Here is an 18943-nt window from a genome sequence, read left to right as displayed (position 1 = left end):
CTGCTCATACAGATAGAACTGCTATATCTACATAATCAGGAAAAGAAGGTGTATGATTGAAGTTATTATCAAAAATAAAAAGATTATTTTGGGTATTAAGTTTTTTAAATCCGGCAAATTTATAAGTGATATACATCATCCGATTTCTCCCATTTGAGACAAACTCAGCACACAATCTAACATTTTGATTTTTTGCCATACATATAATATGATTGAGCATAATCATTCCTACGCCTCTAGACATAACACGGCAGGACATTAGCAATAGTTTTATTGTCCATATAGTATCTTTACATTCAATAAGAGCTAATCCAATTTTTCCGTAACTTCCATACTTATCATCCAAGCTAGCAATTAGTAGCTTATGCTTATCTGATTGACGAAAATGGTTAAGTTCTTCGTAAGAGTATGTATAACCTGTTGTATTTAATTGGTTTGTGCGTACTGTTAATTCTTCGGCTCGTTGTAAATCCTCCTCTTTAGCAGAAGAGATGGTAAAGCGCATCTTGAGAGTAGTTAAAAACTCTTCTTTAGAACCAACAAACTTTTCCTCGACCTGATTGCGTTTTATATCGCTGAGATACATAAGTCTTCTATCCTTGGAATCATTTGTAATAAAACGAGGATTCATTTCTGGCATATTTAGCAACTGTTCAAAGTTAGCTGTATTGATACAGAGAACCTCAGGTAATGAAAAATTTACCTCTTCCAACTCAAATGGTTGGTCATCAATGAAAGCTATTGCATCCATTCCAATATTGATTGATTGAGCGATTTGTTGAATAGAAGAAGCCTTAGAATTCCAATTTATTTGTGGATATATAAAATACTCATGCAATCCAAATTCTTCTAGTTTCAACATTGCTTGATTATGTTCATTTCTGCTTGCTACAGATTGTAATATTCCTTGACTGTCCAATTTTTTGATTATGTCAATGACATTATTATGCAAGAAAACTTGATCGTCTTCTAGTAAGACCCCATGCCATATGGTATTATCAAGATCCCAAACGACACACTTGATAGCTTTTTTAAATTCTTGTTCATCTTTTGCTTGTTCAGCACTTAAATTAATCATCTTTTTAAATTCCTGCTACTAATTGTTTAAACACTAAGTTTGAGTAGGTGAAAACATATATTGTTGATAACCATACTCAGCAATGGTAATCTGTTGAATCTGAGTACTTCCTTCGATAATCTCCATGATTTTGGCATCTCGAAAATACCTCTGAACAGAGCATTCACTACTACAACCATGGCCACCATGAATTTGTACAGCATCGCTTGCTATTTTAGTCGCCGTTGTAGAAGCAAAATACTTAGCGATTGAGGTTTCCATAATCGATTTAGAATCGCCAATATCTTTTAAGTAGCCTGCTTGGTAACACAATAGTCTCGCTGCTTTCACATTAGCGATCGCCTCAGTCACCATTTGTCGAATTAATTGGTGGTCTTTCAAATAAACATCAAACTGCTTTCTTTGACTTGTATACCGAATGCAGGCTTCAAGACAGGCTTGAGCAATACCTATACAGCCCCAAGCTACACTGTACCTGCCATAATCTAAGGCACAAGATGCTACATGGGAAAAACCAAAACCTTCTTTACATACAAGGTTTTCTCGTGGAATCCGACAATTATTTAGATGCAATTCTGCTAACATCGAAGCTCTAGTACCCAACATTCCAAAAATTGGTTTAACCAAGAGTCCTGGTGTGTTTTTTTCAACTAGAAAAGCAGTGGGCTTACCTTCACAGTGAGCAAATATCAAGAAAATATCAGCAATTTGTCCATAGGTAATCCACTTCTTTTGCCCATTTAAGACATAAAACTCTTCAGAAAGTGTTGCTGTCGTCTCCACTTTTTTAGCATTACTGCCCACATTAGGTTCACTTAAGCCAAAAGCAGCGATCGCTTCACCAGAAGCGAATTTGGGAATCCAATGCTCTTTTTGAAACTTGCTGCCCCACTTGAGGATGGCATGAGTAACCATAGAGTGGACTGTAAGCAAGCTTCGTAGTGAAGAACATCCCCGTCCCATTTCTTCATTTAAAAGACCGTAAATTATCATATCCATACCACTGCCGCCTCTTTCTTTAGGCACAATGGCGCCTAGATAACCTTGTTGAGCTATTCTTTGAATCAGTTCCCTCGAAGTCCGTTCTTCTTGGTCAGCCCTATCTGCATCAGGGACAATCTCTTCATCTGTGAAGGCTCGGAATTTAGCTTTAGCCTCTTTTTGCTGAGGAGTTAATTCTATTTGCATCCCTTTCACTTAAGTGTTAACAAATCTTAATGCCTATATTCTTTGCTTCAATTCTGTGCAAGTATATGCATCTTTTTTTCTAGAAAGCTGCTCATGGCATTTATACTTCTGAAGTTTTCAAATTCAAGGTCTTCATTTTCAATCGTTATTTGAAACTCTTTCTCTAAAAATAGTACCAACTGCATAGCAAACATCGAATTCACAAAACCAAGAGAGAATATGTCTTCGTCTTCTTGGAATTCATGATGACCAAAAGACTGGGCTAGGAATTTTTGGATTTTAATTTTAGCTTCTTTCATTGTCTACCTGCTGTGAATAATACTGAAACTTCTCAAATTTTAATTTCTTAATTACTTAATTGTAGGTATAAAAACCTTGTCCACTTTTCCGTCCATGTAATCCAGCATCGACCATTTTTTTTAGTAAAGAACATGGTCGGTACTTACTTTCATTGAAACTTTCATACAGAACTTCGATAGAGAATAGAATCGTATCCAATCCTATCAAGTCAGCGGTTTCTAAGGGTCCCATTATATGTCCAAAACATGTTTTAAAAATTCTATCTACTTCTTCCACTGATGCTATTTGTTCTTGTAAAATAAAAATAGCTTCATTAATGGTTAACATCAAGATGCGATTCGATACAAAGCCCGGTGAGTCATTGACCAAAATACATTCTTTTTTCATCTGAACCAATAATTTTTTGGCTGTCTCAATAGTTTCATTACTAGTGTGATAACCACGAATTGTTTCAACCGTAGGCTTCATTGGTACGGGATTCATAAAATGCATCCCAATCACTTTAGAGGCACGCTTTGTGACTGAAGCAATGCGAGTAATAGGTATAGCAGATGTATTAGCAGCAAAGACTATTTCTGGCTGGCAAATTGGATCTATTTTTTCGTATATATCTTTTTTTATATGCCACTTTTCTGTAGCGTTTTCTATAACAAAATCCACATTTTGAAGGAATTGATAATCTGTAGAAAACGTAATATTACTCAGAATATCATCTAGTTGTTTGACTTTCTTATTTTTTGTGAAAAGCTGTTGGAAACGGAGATTATTTTTTATTTCTTGTTTTGCCTTTTCTAAAATTTTGTCGGAAATATCTAAAAGAATTACATTATGACCAGTTTGGGCTAGGCTTTGTGATAGTCCTATCCCCATAATACCTGCACCTACAACGCCTACGACTTGAATTTCCATAATTTGTTGTAAGGGTAAATTTCCAGATAGAAAATAATTAGATTGAATAGCTTTACCAATTACATTTTTACTTTATAAAAAGGTAAAGTAGTACCTTTGATGTGTTAGATATTGATGCTAAAACTAACCTCGGCTGACTTACCAACGCAGGGGCAGTCATAGCAATATTCGCGTTATGATCCTTGTTTCTTATGTACTTCTCTACCAAGAAGAAGCGCTTCTAAACTATCCTCCTCAACACGTGAAGCTACGAGTATGTTTTACGTGCTGACTCCTCCATTGTTTTCCGCAAGCTAAGCGGTCTCATGTCGGTCCACACTTCTTTAATGTATGCTAAACATTCTTCCCTAGAACTACGTCTACCTGCATCTTGCCAGCCAAGAGCATTTTCTCGTTCGGCAGGCCAGATAGAATACTGCTGTTCGTGATTTACAACCACTTTGTAAATCGTCTTGTCTTCTTGTTCATGTGTATTCATGGTTGTCTCCTATTAGTTTATATTTTTGCTTCTTTACCGTAAGATTTGTGTGAATGATATGGTTTATTTACTTGAAAGCGAGAGTCTATATATCTGGTAAATCTTTCTCTACCAATCTAAGAGGACGATATTGGTAGGCAAAAATTGCTGCTATCATGGTCAACATTCCCATAACTATGAACATTAGACCAATACCGCGTCCTGGTCCGACACCGATAATTTGTCCCAAGCTTCCAGCCAATGAACCACTTGGAGGCATTAGGGGCTTGAAGACATTGTCGGCTAGAGATCCAGCAACGAGATAAGCAAGGGGTAGGCAGGACTTAGAAATCATTGCCGTCAAGCCGAAGACCCTTCCCTGAACGTTGGCCATGACTTTTCTTTGAAGGATGACATTAATTGAGCTGTTGATAATTGGCAAGCCGAAAAAGAAGATAAAGGCGGCGACACCAACAAGCCAAACATTAGATTTTAGCCCTATAAATGCAAGACACAGCCCGTTCAACGACATAAAGAAAAACACATTTTTCATGTTGCGCTGCGATCCTCCCCAAATGCTCACAGTTAAGCTACCGAACAACATACCACTACCACTAATAGATGTTAAGATTCCTACCACCGTAACTGAAGCAAAAGAGATTACCAAAGGAATACTTAGTACTCCAACTGTACCAAACATAAAGTTGGTAACAGCTGTTAATACCATTAACCCTAAAATTCCTGGTTTTGCCTTGATGTATCTCCAACCATCCACCACTTCAATTAACAGCGAGCTTTTTCCCGTAACATTTGCACGATCTGCGATCTTAGGTTTGGGAAACCGAATGTATAGCAGCGTGACTAAGGCGAAGACAAAGGTAGCTAAGTCGAACAGAATAATACCCTGAATTTTAATGGTTGCTATCAATACACCTGCTAGCATAGGGCATATCATCCGAGTCATAGATTCTCCAAGATAAAGTTGACCATTGACTCGAGCCAGATGCTGCTTGGGAACCAACAATGTCATAGCTGTCATATAAGCTGGTTCTTGGAAGGTAGTGCAGATGGAATGAACAGCTGTCACTAAATAAATATGCCAGATTTCAAGGTTACCTACAAAGAGCATCAGTGCGAGTAAGCCTGTCATTAAACCTGCAATCAAATCGCTTATAAGCATTATCCACTTTCGGTTCCAGCGATCTACAAACACACCCGCTATTGGAGAAATGATCACAGACGGTAGAGTTGCTGACAAAGAAGTGAGGGCTAAATTTGTCACCGATCCTGTCTGCTGGTACACCCATATACCTAGTGCAAAGGCAGTCACACCAGAGCCAATTACTGATACCAATTGTCCAAACCAGATCGGGATAAAAACCCAAATTCCATTTATGGTAGAGCGTTGTTTGGCATAATTTTCTTCAACCATTTGCCTGTGCTTGTTCAAGACAAACTTTTAAATGTTTTGCCAAAACCTGAACATGAGGTTCTGCCATCATTGTGATATGTTCACCTGGTACTTCATAAGTCTCTACTGATTTTAAAGAGTACTTATCCCAACCCATTGACGGATTATCAAAGAGTTCTTCTTGTGCATGGAAGACAGTAACTTGATTATGATAAGCTTCTTTTGGCATATAAGCACAATTAGCTTTAGTGTTAGCTTTATAAACTTTTAGGAAACCGTCAACTTGCTCTAAAGTAGCCTGTGGAGGTAATATTTCAGCAGTTTTTAACTGAGCGAGAAAGTAGTTTAACTGCTCATCTGGCATCAGCTTTCTCAGAGTATCCTCTGTTATAAATAAATTCTTGCTAAAAAATCCTTCTATCATGTTTACCATCTCAATTAAGTATTGCGTATCATCCTTGTGAACTTCCACAGGTTTCTGGTCAGGAATTGGTGCCCAAGTGTCAAAAATGGCAAGCACAGCAACCTCTTGACCTAGCTGTTGCAACTGTAGGGCGATTTCAAAAGCTACACGGCCTCCGAAGGAATGACCTCCCAGAAGATATGGACCTTCTGGCTGCACAACTTGTATTGCTTTGATGTAATCAGCAGCCATATCTTCAATACTTGTGTGTGCAGGAGTCTTTCCATCAAGACCTGATGCTTGTAAAGCGTAAAATGGTTGGTCTAGCCCCAGGTAATTCGCTAATTGATAAAAGTAAAGGACATTTCCACCACCTCCTGGTAAGCAAAAGAAAGGTCGCTTTGAACCACGAGGCTGAATTTCTACTAAAGGAGACCAAGGTCGGGAATCTGTTGTCTCTTGGAGAACACTAGCTAGCTTTTCCACTGTAGGAGCTTGAAACAGAGCAGCCAATGGTATATTCTGACCAAATTTTCGTTGAATTTGAGCCATTAAGCGCACAGCTACAAGGGAATGACCTCCCAATTCAAAGTAATTGTCATAAATACCTACACGCTCAATATTTAGGAGTTGTTGCCATAAATTAGCAACGACGAACTCAACAGGAGTACGGGGAGGAACATAAGCAGTTTGCAAATTTGCTCTTGGGCGGAGTTGGGGTGAATCTTTCTGTACTGAACGCTCTGTATCTTGTTTAGAAGGTTCTACATCACGTATTGATTCCAGTTTAAGCCACTGATTAATTCTAGCTTGTAGCTCTCCTAAGGAGATAGCAATTTGAGATAGCTTCTTGATGGAAAAAACACGTTTAAAGACCTCTACACTTTCTGTAGTTGTAATAAATAATTCAGCCAAAGTTGATTGATTATTTGTATTTTGCTGTTCTTCTTTATCAACTGGCGAACCTTCCCAGTTCAAGCTAATCCAAGGTACAGTTTTTGTCCGATTTTGCTGATAAGTAAAAGCATCCATATAAAGGTTTGCTGCCGAATAAGCGACAAACCCTAATCCTCCTAAAATAGAGGATATAGAGGATAATAAAAGGCAAAAATCAAGCTCTCTGCTATGCAAAAGTTTTTGCAGTACAAATAGCCCATGCACTTTAGACTGAAAATGCATTTCACATTCAGCCTTACCAATCTCTTGAATAAGTTTAAATGAATTATCTCCGACTATCCCTGCCGCATGAATCACACCATTAATTTTGCCAAAGTATTCATCTGCCTGAGCTATTGCTACTTGCATTTGTTCAAAGTTAGCCACATCCGCACTGATGACTAAAACCTCAGCACCCAACTCTTCCAGAGCCTTTACTTTTTGAATCTGGCGGCTTACTGTGTCCTGTTCACCATGCGTTGCTATCCATTCGGAGAAATTCTCTTTGATAGGAAGATCGGAGCGCCCTAACAAGATCAGCTTGGCTTTGAATGCCTTAGCTAAGTATTTGGCAAAAGTAAAGCCAATGTTTCCCAAACCACCAGTGATGAGATAAACACCTCTGTTCCTAAACCTAGTTTTTTCTTCAATCACTGCACCTAGTTGGACGGGTTCCCATGTTTGAACCCAGCGATGATGTCCACGATACGCAACTATTAGGTCATCTGTTTTAGTTGTAAATTCCTCTATCAAATAGTCTATTAGCTTCTCGTTTTCAGTTGTAGATTTGGGAATCACAACATCAACACTACGGCAAAATATGTTCGGATATTCTTGTCCAATAACTTTGCACGGTCCTAACAAGGTTGCTTTTTCAGGGTTTAAACTTTCTTCACCTGTCACCTCATGCAAATTGTTTGTTACTGTAATAATTTGCAGAGGATAAGTTATGTTTTGTTTATCTAAGGCTTGAGTTAGGAAGAGCAGGCTGTAAAAGCCTAAATACTGACTATTTTCAAAGTCCCGATCTGCTAAGTACGATTGGTCATATGATGTGACGTTCCAGAAGTGGGCGATCGCTTGTGGTATCCGATCTAATTGGCGTAGTTGTTGGATCAAGGCTTCATAGTCATCTTGTCGCTGGGGATTGATTATATATGCATTATCACTAAGTTTAGCAAACTGTTTTCCCACAAACACTGTGATCAGATCGTGCTTTTGTTGTTCCAGTCTTGTTACAAGTTCTTTTCCTAAGCCACATGCATCAACAAAAACAAGCCAACAAATCTTTTGAGCTTGTGTCTTTTCTTCTTCAAAAGGTTCAATGAGTTTAGATTGTTTCCATGAAGGAATATAAAACCAGTCTGCAATATTTGACTTTTTGTGTATTACCTGTGTAGTAACAGGTACAATATCTGGTTGTTGGTCAATCCAGTAACGTTGACGCTCGAAAGGATAAGTTGGCAACGGAATCCGGGAACGCTGCTCGTGGGCATAAAAACCAGACCAGTCTACTTGAACTCCCAAAAGCCAGAGTTGCCCTAAGGTAGTGAGCAAGAATGCTATATCCGACTGTTGGTCTTTTGGATGAGGAAGTGAACTCAAAGCCGTAGGTTTATCTTTTTGATGCGTATAAGCTAAAGCACTCAATGTTCCTTTGGAACCAACCTCTAATAAAATAGCATTTGGCTCTTTTATTAACTCAGCAATACCATCTGCAAAGTTTGCTGTTTGCTTTAGACGCTTTGACCAATAGCTCGGGTCTGTTGCTTCCGTTGTAGTAAGCCAAGTTCCTGACACATACGAGATTAAAGGAATCTGAGGTGGGTTCAATTCGATTTTTTCGATTTGCCTAATGTCGTGCTTTAGAAAGGGCATCTGTTGCAACAGTTGCCCGCGAGCAGCTATTTGTGCTAAAGCATTTTCTAGGGAAAATACACCAGCAAGAGTTGCAGCTACATACTCTCCAGTACTATAACCAATCATAGATTGAGGACGTATACCCCAAGACAGCCATAGCTGTGCTAAAGCGTACTCAATCACAAACAATGCTAGCTGGGAAATTTGAGTTTGTTCTAGCAAATAAGTAGCTTTTTCAGCCTGTTCTGGGTTTGGATACAATACTGTGCGTAAATCTAGTTCTTGATAAGATTTTATAATTTCAAAACAAGAATCAACCGACTGACGAAATGTTGGTTCATAGTGATATAACTCCAAAGTTTTATTTACACACAGTACATCCTCCTGAGGAAAGATAAATACAACAGGGCGATCGCCAGGCTCTTGAAAGTTGGTCAAAACTCTTTGAGGATTTGGAGGGTCTAGTGCCTGTACTGCATCATTTAGGTTTTGGCAAACTACTATCCGGCGATGGTTGAAAGGGCGACGACCTACTTGCAGTACGTGAGCCACATCGGCAAGATTTAATGTCGGGTTGTGCTTGAGGTGAGTTGTTAAATTTACTGTGACATTCTCCAGTGCTGAACTTGTCTTAGCAGAAAGTACTAATAACTGCCAAGGACGAGATTGACATAATTCTATGTTTTGCCTAATGTCAACTGGTGCTTCTTCCAAAATTACATGTGCATTGGTACCGCCAATACCAAAAGAACTAACCCCGGCACGGCGAGGACCATTATTAACCTTCCATTGTGATAGCTCAGTATTTACATAAAAGGGACTGTTATCGAAGTCAATTTGGGGATTAGGTTCTTCAAAGTGCAAGCTTGGTGGTAACAAACCATGTTTCAATGCAAGAACAGTTTTGATTAAGCCTGCAACACCAGCTGCCGTATTTAAATGACCAACATTAGTTTTTACTGAACCAAGAGCACAAAAGTGTTTTTTATCAGTATGAAGTGAGAACACTTGTGTTAACGCTGCTACTTCTATTGGGTCACCTAAGGGAGTCGCTGTCCCATGAGCCTCGACATAAGTGATTGTCTCAGGTTCAACCTCAGCCGTTAGTTGAGCTGCTCTTATAACCTTTGCTTGGCCATCTATACGAGGTGCCGTATAACTAAGTTTAAAAGAACCATCGTTATTAACAGCGGAACCTTTGATGACAGCATAAATATTGTCTCCATCTGTGAGAGCATCTTCTAATCGCTTTAACACTACAATACCTACACCATCACCACCGATAGTTCCCTTTGCTTTAGCATCAAAAGTACGGCAGTGCCCATCTGGAGAAGTAATACCTCCATCTTGGTAAAAATAGCCTTCTTTTTGATATAAATTTATAGAAACGCCGCCAGCCAAGGCCATATCGCATTCACCACCTAGCAAACTTTGGCAGGCTAAGTGAACAGCGACCAATGATGTTGAACAGGCAGTTTGAACTGTGTAACTGGGCCCTTCCAAGTTAAGTTTATAGGAAACGCGTGTGGTCAGAAAATCCCTGTCATTTCCAATTGAAATCTCTAAATTACTAAGTGAGCTTGTAATGTTTTGATTTGAATAAAGGTTGACTAAATATCGGTTAGACCCAGTACCAGCGTAAGTACCAATCGAACCCTTGTAAGATAGAGAGTCATAGCCAGCATTTTCCAAGGCTTCCCAAGCGCATTCTAGAAAAAAACGATGCTGCGGATCGGTAATTTCTGCTTCTTTTGAATCAAAATCAAAAAACGAAGCATCAAAAAGTTCTATATCTTTTAATACTCCAGATGCTTTCACATAGTTAGGTTGACTCAATACATCTGGATCTATTCCTGAAGCCAGTAACTCTTCATCAGTAAAAAAAGAAATCGATTCTACTCCTTTCTGGAGATTGTCCCAAAAATCATTAAGATTTTTAGCTCCAGGAAAACGACCAGCCATACCGATGACTGCTATTTCTAAACCAGTGTTTTGAGTAAAGGGCATAGGATTATCCATAATTGGTTGTTCTAACTGCTGAGATTAATTAATTTAAGACAGCTTTATTTTTACTGTATTTGTTCTCGGCGTTGCTTTAATCGAGCTTTACCAGTTTTGAGTTTCTCAGCTTGTATCTCAGTTTGGTTAGAAAATGTTTTTTGATTATTGGTTTGATTAAAATACTCTGCTAGAGAACTGATAGTTGGATATCTCAAAAACTCGATCATTGGAAAATCTGTTTGTAATATTTCACGCAATTGACTATAAATTTGAATGATGAGTAATGAATGACCGCCCAATTCAAAAAAGTTATCGTATATACCTACTTTTTCTAGATTAAGAGCTTTTTGCCAAACAGTCGCGATTGTTTGTTCTAACTTATTTTGTGGCATTGCATATGCAATATTAAGGTCTGGGCGAAGACCTTCTGGCGCGGGTAATGCGTGGCGGTTAACCTTACCGTTGGGTGTGATCGGCAGTGATTCTAAGAGTACAAAGTGACTCGGTAACATATAATTGGGCAGCTTTTCTCGGAGGAAGCAGCGCAGTTCGCTATTGGTGGGGACTTGTTGCTTTTTAGGGACAAAATAAGCAACTAAACGTTTGTCACTTGGTTGGTCTTCGCGGGCAATGACCACCGCCTCCTGCACTTGAGGATGTTTGGTCAACACTGCTTCAATTTCTCCCAACTCTATACGGAAGCCGCGAATCTTGACTTGGTTATCAATTCGACCAAGATATTCGATGTTACCATCATCTAAATAGCGAGCTAAATCTCCAGTTTTATAAAGTCGTGCCCCTTCTTTCTGGCTAAAAGGGTTGGCGATGAATTTTTCTTGGGTGAGTTCTGGACGGTTGAGGTAGCCTCTCGCTAAACCATCACCACCAATGTAGAGTTCTCCGGGTACGCCTATGGATACTGGTTGGAGGTGTGAGTCTAAAATGTATATTTGGGTGTTACTTATAGGACGACCAATGGCATAAGGGGCATTTTCGTTTCTTGCTACTGTTTTGTTTGCTCCTACTTGGTAAATTGCAGACCAGATAGTGGCTTCTGTTGGACCATACAAATTCCATAATTCGCTACCAGTTTCTAGAATTTGATGGGCTAGTTGAGCAGATAATGCTTCACCACCGCAAAATACTTTCAAGGGATAATTAGAAGACCAACCACCAGCTAATAGCATTTGCCAAGTAGCTGGTGTGGCTTGCATAGCGGTTGTCTTCGACTCGAATAATTTAGACAACAGTAAATCCGCATCAGTAGCTATTTCACGGGGAACCACAATAACTTTTGCTCCTACCATTAATGGCAGATAAAGTTCAAGGGCTGCAATATCAAAGGAAATGGTGGTAACTGCATTGAAAGTATCTTCCTGAGTTAATCCCGGAAAATAACTCATAGAATTTAAGAAGTTGACCACACTGTGGTGGCATATTTGAACTCCCTTCGGTAGTCCTGTAGAACCAGAAGTGTAGATGACATAAGCCAAATTATCCGCACCTACACCAACATCAAGATTTTTCTTCTGGTGTTGCTCAATTGTCCCCCAATCACTATCCAAACAAACCACCTGTGCAGTAGGTGACGGCAAAGATGACAACAACGGTCTGTGAGTAAGCAACACCTCGACACCCGAATCCGCTAACATATAACTCAACCGTTCAAGGGGATAGCTGGGATCAAGAGGTACATAAGCACCACCCGCCTTGAGAATGCCTAACAATCCCACCACCATCTCAATTGAACGTTCGACACAAATACCCACCAACACTTCTGGCTCTACTCCCAAAGTCTGAAGGTAATGCGCGAGACAGTTCGCTTGATCATTCAACTGTCGATAAGTCAATTCTTGCTGTTCAAATATTACTGCGATCGCATCCGGTGTTCTCTTTACCTGTTCCTCAAATAGTTGATGAATACACTTATGTTTTGGATATTCCCTCTGGGTATCATTCCACTTCATTAACAACTGCTGACGTTCAGTGGCACTTAACAAGCAAACCTGCTCATATTGCTCTTCGGGTTGAGTAACCATTGCCTCGAAAATTTTGAGGTAATAACCACTGATACTTTTCACCTGTTCAAAGCTAAACTTGCTTGGGTCGTAAGTGAGGTTTAAGGAGATTTCACCCGTTATCGGATTAACAGGAAATTGAGATGCAAATGTAAAATTGTTTTGCTCAAAAGATTGCCCCCCTAACACCTCCAAGTTATCAATGCCAGATAAACCTTGGTAAACATGAAAATTAACATAATTGAACATTGTTTTGAATAATGGCTGTCCTAATCCCACTTTCTGTTGTAATTGTGCCAAGGGATATTTTTGGAAAGGCAATGCCTCTCGCTCATTTTCAAAAGTTTGCTCTACCAATTCAACCCAAGTTCCCCCATTTAGTTGCATTCGGAAAGGTATGGTATTAAGAAATAAACCCAGAACACGCTCGCTATCTTCCGCAGCTGGTCTTCCATGAGTCACCACCCCAGTGGTAATATCTGCTTCATTGCTCAAAAAGCTCATTACTCTCAAATGAGCAGCTAGCAGAACACTTTTGAGGGGTACTCCAACCTTTATGGCAAAGTGTTTGAGTTGTGCTGATAAAGCTGGCGATATTTCAACTGCTTGCTTACCGACCTGTTCTACTGAGCTATGCTGTTGACTATCTAGCAAACGAGGTAGTTTAGTCGCGGTAAAGTCTGCTAGCTTTTCATGCCAGTACCGTTGGCACTCCTTAGACTGTAATGTTTCTTGTTCCAAAGCCACATAATCTCGAAATGTTAGACTTGGAACTGTTCGCAGAGGCGGTATTGTCTCACCGAGTAGGAAGAAATAGTGTTGAACTAATTCTGTCATTAAAGTTGCCAAACTCCATCCGTCTAAAATGGCATGGTGAAAGCTGAAGCTTAAGTTAAAGGTGTCACAACTGCGTTGATGGATATAAAAGCGTGCCAATGGGGGAGTATCCCAAGAAAATGATCGCTGTTTTTCTTGTCCAATCCAAGTAGTAATGTTGCTCTCTTGTTCATCTAATGGTAAACAACTGAGGTCGTCAACAGGTAGTTCAATGCTTACTTGAGAATGAACCAATTGTAGTGGTTGTGAAAATTGATTCATGGCAATGCTAGTACGTAGCACTGGATGACGGGTGACAATCTCTTTTATGGCTGAATGCAGAATTTGGATGTTGAGGGGAGCTTGTAGATAATAGCTGAAAACATCGTGGTAGACGGCAGTCTCAGGAGCATATTCACTATGGAAAAGCATTCCCAACTGTAGCCTTGTCAATGGGTAAGCATCTTCAATCTCATTTGGTAAAGACTGGCGTTCTTCTGAGCTAATGAGACTGAAAGGGGCAGTTTTTAATATACTTGGGGATAGGTCTGACTGTTGGGTTACCCCAACGAGGTCGTAGATCGTCTGATGGTTAAATATCTGTTTTAGGGACAGTTTTAATCCACTTTTGTCAGCTTTAGCTAACACTTGCACAGCACGCAAAGAATCTCCACCAAGCGCAAAGAAATTGTCATAGATACCCACTTGTTCAACTCCAAGTACCTCAGACCAAATCTGTACAAGCAGCTCTTCTTCTAGAGTATGAGGAGCAACAAAGTTAGCATTTGATTCAGAGTTTTGTGAATCTATTTCCTTCAGTGCTTTTCTATCTACTTTGCTATTGGGAGTTAGGGGTAGAGTGTCAAGAATGACGAACACAGAGGGTAGCATGTAAGCAGGCAATTGCTGTTGCAGGAAGTCCCGTATTTGGTTAGTGCTGAGGGTTTTCTGATTACTGACTACATAGGCGACCAGACGTTTATTTTCAGAATTATCAGCAATAGCAATGACCACGGCTTGTTGAATCTGGGGATGAGTACTTAGAACTGCTTCGATTTCGCCCAGTTCGATGCGGAAGCCGCGAATCTTGACTTGCTCGTCGAGCCGTCCGAGGAATTCAATGTTGCCATTGGGTAAGTAACGCGCGAGGTCGCCAGTTTTATATAACCGTGCTGATTTCTCAGACGAAAAGGGATTGGGGATGAATTTTTCTAAAGTAAGTTCGGGACGGTTGAGGTAGCCTCTGGCCAAGCCATCGCCCCCGACGTATAGTTCTCCAGCCACCCCAATCGGTACTGGTTGCATATGTTGGTTTAGGATATAGACTTGGGTGTTAGCAATCGGCTTGCCAATAGGAATAGTCTGCTGGATGTCTTGGTCTTCAACAAGCGTGTAGCAACAGGTAAAGGTGGTATTTTCCGTTGGACCATAGCCGTTAATCAAGCGACAGCAGGGATGCCGTTGCCGAAACTGCAATACATGGGCAACGGATAAGATATCTCCTCCGGCTAATAGTTGTTGCACTGAGGACAAGGCATCCAAATATTCTTCTACTATCAGATGAAAAAGCCCTGCTGTCAGCCACAAAAATGTGATTTGGTGTTGATGCAAGATTTGCACTAGCAGGGCTAGGTCGAGAGCTTGGCTGGGAAAGATAACTAATTTACTGCCATGAAGCAAGCTTCCCCACAGTTCTAAGGTGGAAGCATCAAAGGTAATGGGAGCCAATTGGAGGAAAACTTGTTCAGAGTTAAAGTCGGCGTAATTAGTATTGTGTAATAGTCTAACTACACTACGATGAGCCGTATAAACCCCCTTGGCAGTTCCAGTAGAACCAGAAGTATAGATGACATAAGCCAAATTATCTGCACTGACACTATTAGCCAAATTTTCTTGACTATGCTGCTCGATTACTTCCCAATCAGTATCTAAACAAACCGTCCAGGCAGTTTGAGATGGAACTGATGACGACAAACTGTCTTGCGTCAACAATATTGCCACCTGGGCATCGTCCAACATATAACTCAGCCTTTCTATCGGATAATTGGGGTCAAGAGGCACATAAACTCCACCTGCTTTGAGAATCCCCAACAATCCCACCACCATCTCCAAGGAACGTTCAACACAGATACCAACCAATACTTCTGATCCTACACCGAGGGTTTGGAGATAATGGGCCAGACAGTTTGCTCGCTCATTCAACTGTCGATAGGTAAATTCCTGCTCTTCAAATACCACTGCTACTGCATGAGGTGTTTTCTCTACCTGTTCCTCAAATAATTGATGGATACACTTATCTTTTGGATATTCCCTCTGGGTATCATTCCACTCAAATAACAACTGCTGGCGTTCAGCGGCACTCAGTACAGGTAATTCAGAAATTTTTTGCTGGGGTTTAGAGGCGATCGCACTACACAAGTTCTGGAAATGAGCAGTCATGCGTTCAATGGTTGATCGATCAAACAAGTCAGTGTTGTAATCCCATGACCCCACCAGTCCTTGGGCAGTGTTCTCGAATGTTAAAATCAGGTCATACTTTGCCGTTTTGTTGTCTATAGCCAACGCACTCAAGCTTAAACCTGGAATCTCCATCTCTGCCATCGGAGCATTTTGGAGGACAAACATCACCTGGAACAATGGTGTATGGCTTAAATCACGTTGGGGTTGCAATGTATCTACCAATAGTTCAAAAGGCAAGTCTTGATGAACATAAGCATCCATTGTTACTTCCCGAACTCGCCCGAGTAATTCGCTAAAGGTGGGGTTGCCCGAGACATCAGTACGTATCACTAAAGTATTGACGAAGAAGCCAATTAATCCTTCAATTCCACTGTGATTGCGGTTAGCAATGGGCGAGCCGACCAATATATCCACCTGCCCTGTATAGCGGTAAAGCAAGATATCAAATGCTGCTAACAGCGTCATGAATAAAGTGGCTCCTTCTCGCAAACTGAGTGAGTTGAGCGCTTGAGTTAGTTCACTGGCCAGAGTAAAAGATTGACGTGCTCCTCGGAAGGTTTGTACAGCAGGTCTTGGTCGATCCGTAGGCAGTTCTAATAAAGCTGGTGCACCAGCAAGTTGTTGTCGCCAATAAGCGAGATGGGACTCAAGTATTTCACCTTGCAACCAATGGCGCTGCCACACGGCAAAATCGGCGTACTGAACAGTTAGTTCCGCAAGCGGTGTTGGCGTAGCGTTTCGTAGAGAAGGCTGCTGATTACAAAACGCAGAGTAAAAAGTGACTAACTCTTGGACAAACACACCCATTGACCATCCATCAGAGACAATGTGGTGCATACAATACATTAATATGTATTCTGTCTGTTCTAATTTAATCAAATTCACCCGCACTAAAGGTTCCTTTGCTAGGTCAAACGGGCGTTTTGCTTCTGCTGTTGCCAATTGATGAATGGAGATTTCTCGTTCAGTTACTGACAGATTTTGCCAGTCTACTATTGTCAGTGAAAAGGAACAAGTTGGGTGAATGATTTGAATTGGTTGTCCATCAAGTGTAATGAAATTCGTGCGTAAAACTTCGTGGCGGCGGATGATTTCGCTGAAACTTTGTTGTAAGGCACTCACATTCATCTGACCAGTAAAGCACACTCCCCCTAGGATATTGTAAGCAGCACTATCTGGTTCTAGCTGCTCCAATAGCCACAACCGCTGTTGAGCAAATGATAGAGGAATTGGCTGATTTCTAGAGGCTGGTTGAATCGATGGAATTTTATTTGCTTTCTCTGTTAAAGAAGTTCCTTTGTGGGCTTGTAGCTTTTTTACCAGAAGTTCCCGCTTTTCTGTAGAGAGATTGTTAAGGCGTTTTTGAATCTTATTCATAAAATATTTATTTATTATTAGCTAATTGAGCCTGTATTTATGAGGTTGCTGTAATAGAGTTTATTTCAAAAAAAGTTCTTTTTGCCCAAATAATCTTTCTGCTATAATTCCTTGAGCAGTACACGTTTCGACTAATTTGTTAGAGTCAATAATCGGACGAGAGTCTTCAGTATACTGAATAGATGTAAGAAAAGTTAACCAAGGCTCTTGTCCCATAGCATACACGTAAACTTCTTTAGGATTTAATTGCTTGACTAAATCAATAGCTTTTTCATAATTCGAGCCATTAGCTCTTCTTGATTGATCCATTTTTCTTGGTAATGGTTGAGTTAACAATGAACCATATAACCAAGTCAATGGTCCTCCATCACATTCCATTCCTAAAAATAGTACATCAACATCATTTCCTAAAAAGTTATGTATATATTCATAAACTTTAGGTTGAAGATTATTTGAATCGGCTGCTATACATATAATCCTTCCTTGTAACCTAATCACATAGGCAATTTTTGTTCTAATATTGAGATCTCCATGCTCGCCAAAAAAAGGTAAACCAATAATCATTCCTCCTGCAATTTCCATAGTTTCCATTTCATCAATTTCTCTAACTTTTTCTTTGTCAAAACCTATATTCTGCAAAACTAATTTTAAAGATGGATCTGCCAATCCGCCGCCATTATTCTTTGGCACAATCACATTCTTAGTTTTATGGCGCAACTGTAATAAGGTTTCAAACATACAATGGTCTTGATGATTGTGAGTAACTAATATATAGTCGATACAATCTGGTAGATCGGCATACGTATAACGATTAATTCCAGTATCACACTTATAGCTAATTATCGGATCGCACAAAATACTAATACCTTTCGACTCAATTAAAAGGCAAGCATGGCCGAAGTAACGGATTCTTACATCGTCACCAATATATTCAGTGGATTTGTGCGGCTCTTCTTGCGTAAATAATGATGTAAATAACTCATAATCTTTAGTTTTAATATTTAGCTTTTCTTCAATGCTACTTAATAAACAGGGAACATCTTTCATCTTAAATAACTCATCTATTACCTTGCAGCTAAAAGGTATACTTAAATGTAAGCAGCTATCATCCTCTAACCTGGGAGTGCTAAATACGAAATTACGTTTATCTGGATTGATCAAATAGAGTGCTATACTCTGTGCAGATTGGTTGTAATATAAACTTTGATAGAGTAGCCCTTCTATAAATCGAATTGAAGGATGATTATTTAAATCATAAATCAATTCGACATAGCCTTTTAAAACTTCAGGGATTTTTTGATAGACAGGTTCAAGAGAATAACCTGTAGCTTCATTTGTTAACATCTTATCAAGAGTTTTAATAGCTTCTGCAAGTTCTAACATATGAGCTTGTTCTTTGATCATTTTGTCCATCAAAGCCTTAATTTCATCAACTCTACTTGTGTCATAGTTAATAAATGGACCTCCTAGCATTGCTGGATTTTTAAGCGCAGAAATATGTACTTGCGGTGTTGATACAAACGACTGCATTATTTTTAAATGCGAATGTGCTATGAACATGGCAGCCGTAGCAGGTGAAATCAAATATGGCCAGGCATACCATTGATTAATCAGAGGTTCTACTACTACGTTGTGTTTAAGGTATAATTGCTGATTTTTCATGATTGTTTTTTTGAAATTAATTGGATTTGAAACTGGCAGATTATGAACAGGGCTAAATCGCTATCCA

9 protein-coding genes are annotated in these 18943 nt (G+C 39.8%); all 9 read right to left on the bottom strand.

The annotated features are described in order from the left end of the window. Positions 1-4 precede the first annotated feature (4 nt). The gene (locus CYLST_RS30020; RefSeq protein ID WP_015328303.1) at positions 5-1078 is read right to left on the bottom strand and encodes an HAD-IIIC family phosphatase; all 1074 of its coding nucleotides are present in this window, start codon (positions 1076-1078) and stop codon (positions 5-7) included. A 33-nt stretch (positions 1079-1111) separates the two neighbouring features. Then, positions 1112-2266 carry an acyl-CoA dehydrogenase family protein gene (locus CYLST_RS30015; protein ID WP_015328302.1) on the bottom strand — a complete coding sequence of 385 codons (1155 nt, stop codon included), beginning with the start codon at positions 2264-2266 and terminating at the stop codon, positions 1112-1114. Positions 2267-2313: 47 nt separating this feature from the next. Continuing rightward, entirely contained in the window at positions 2314-2565 is a 252-nt protein-coding gene (locus CYLST_RS30010) for an acyl carrier protein (RefSeq protein WP_015328301.1), read from the bottom strand. Positions 2566-2620: 55 nt separating this feature from the next. After that, entirely contained in the window at positions 2621-3475 is an 855-nt protein-coding gene (locus CYLST_RS30005; RefSeq protein ID WP_015328300.1) for a 3-hydroxyacyl-CoA dehydrogenase family protein, read from the bottom strand. Positions 3476-3722: 247 nt separating this feature from the next. Beyond that, positions 3723-3953: an MbtH family protein gene (locus CYLST_RS30000; protein WP_015328299.1), complete on the bottom strand. Its 231-nt coding sequence runs from the start codon at positions 3951-3953 to the stop codon at positions 3723-3725. An 85-nt stretch (positions 3954-4038) separates the two neighbouring features. Continuing rightward, positions 4039-5364 (bottom strand): MFS transporter, encoded by a 1326-nt coding sequence (locus CYLST_RS29995; RefSeq protein WP_015328298.1) that lies wholly within the window; start codon positions 5362-5364, stop codon positions 4039-4041. Further along, the gene (locus CYLST_RS29990; RefSeq protein ID WP_041234094.1) at positions 5357-10561 is read right to left on the bottom strand and encodes a type I polyketide synthase; all 5205 of its coding nucleotides are present in this window, start codon (positions 10559-10561) and stop codon (positions 5357-5359) included. Before CYLST_RS29990 ends, CYLST_RS29995 begins: the two co-directional genes overlap by 8 nt. A 50-nt stretch (positions 10562-10611) precedes the next feature. Continuing rightward, positions 10612-17214: a non-ribosomal peptide synthetase gene (locus CYLST_RS29985; RefSeq protein ID WP_015328296.1), complete on the bottom strand. Its 6603-nt coding sequence runs from the start codon at positions 17212-17214 to the stop codon at positions 10612-10614. A gap of 60 nt (positions 17215-17274) precedes the next feature. Further along, the gene (locus CYLST_RS29980; RefSeq protein ID WP_015328295.1) at positions 17275-18876 is read right to left on the bottom strand and encodes an MBL fold metallo-hydrolase; all 1602 of its coding nucleotides are present in this window, start codon (positions 18874-18876) and stop codon (positions 17275-17277) included. Positions 18877-18943: the final 67 nt, after the last annotated feature.

The organism is Cylindrospermum stagnale PCC 7417, assembly GCF_000317535.1.
Classification (GTDB): domain Bacteria; phylum Cyanobacteriota; class Cyanobacteriia; order Cyanobacteriales; family Nostocaceae; genus Cylindrospermum; species Cylindrospermum stagnale.
Note: the sequence above shows the minus strand (reverse complement) of the source record. Positions and strands in the feature narration are given on the sequence as shown.

Excerpts from the sequence above, each read along its gene's own strand:
- CYLST_RS30000 (WP_015328299.1), bottom strand. The coding sequence starts at position 3,953 with ATGAATACACATGAACAAGAAGACAAGACGATTTACAAAGTGGTTGTA.
- CYLST_RS30010 (WP_015328301.1), bottom strand. The coding sequence starts at position 2,565 with ATGAAAGAAGCTAAAATTAAAATCCAAAAATTCCTAGCCCAGTCTTTT.
- CYLST_RS29995 (WP_015328298.1), bottom strand. The coding sequence starts at position 5,364 with ATGGTTGAAGAAAATTATGCCAAACAACGCTCTACCATAAATGGAATT.
- CYLST_RS29990 (WP_041234094.1), bottom strand. The coding sequence starts at position 10,561 with ATGGATAATCCTATGCCCTTTACTCAAAACACTGGTTTAGAAATAGCA.
- CYLST_RS29985 (WP_015328296.1), bottom strand. The coding sequence starts at position 17,214 with ATGAATAAGATTCAAAAACGCCTTAACAATCTCTCTACAGAAAAGCGG.
- CYLST_RS29980 (WP_015328295.1), bottom strand. The coding sequence starts at position 18,876 with ATGAAAAATCAGCAATTATACCTTAAACACAACGTAGTAGTAGAACCT.
- CYLST_RS30020 (WP_015328303.1), bottom strand. The coding sequence starts at position 1,078 with ATGATTAATTTAAGTGCTGAACAAGCAAAAGATGAACAAGAATTTAAA.
- CYLST_RS30015 (WP_015328302.1), bottom strand. The coding sequence starts at position 2,266 with ATGCAAATAGAATTAACTCCTCAGCAAAAAGAGGCTAAAGCTAAATTC.
- CYLST_RS30005 (WP_015328300.1), bottom strand. The coding sequence starts at position 3,475 with ATGGAAATTCAAGTCGTAGGCGTTGTAGGTGCAGGTATTATGGGGATA.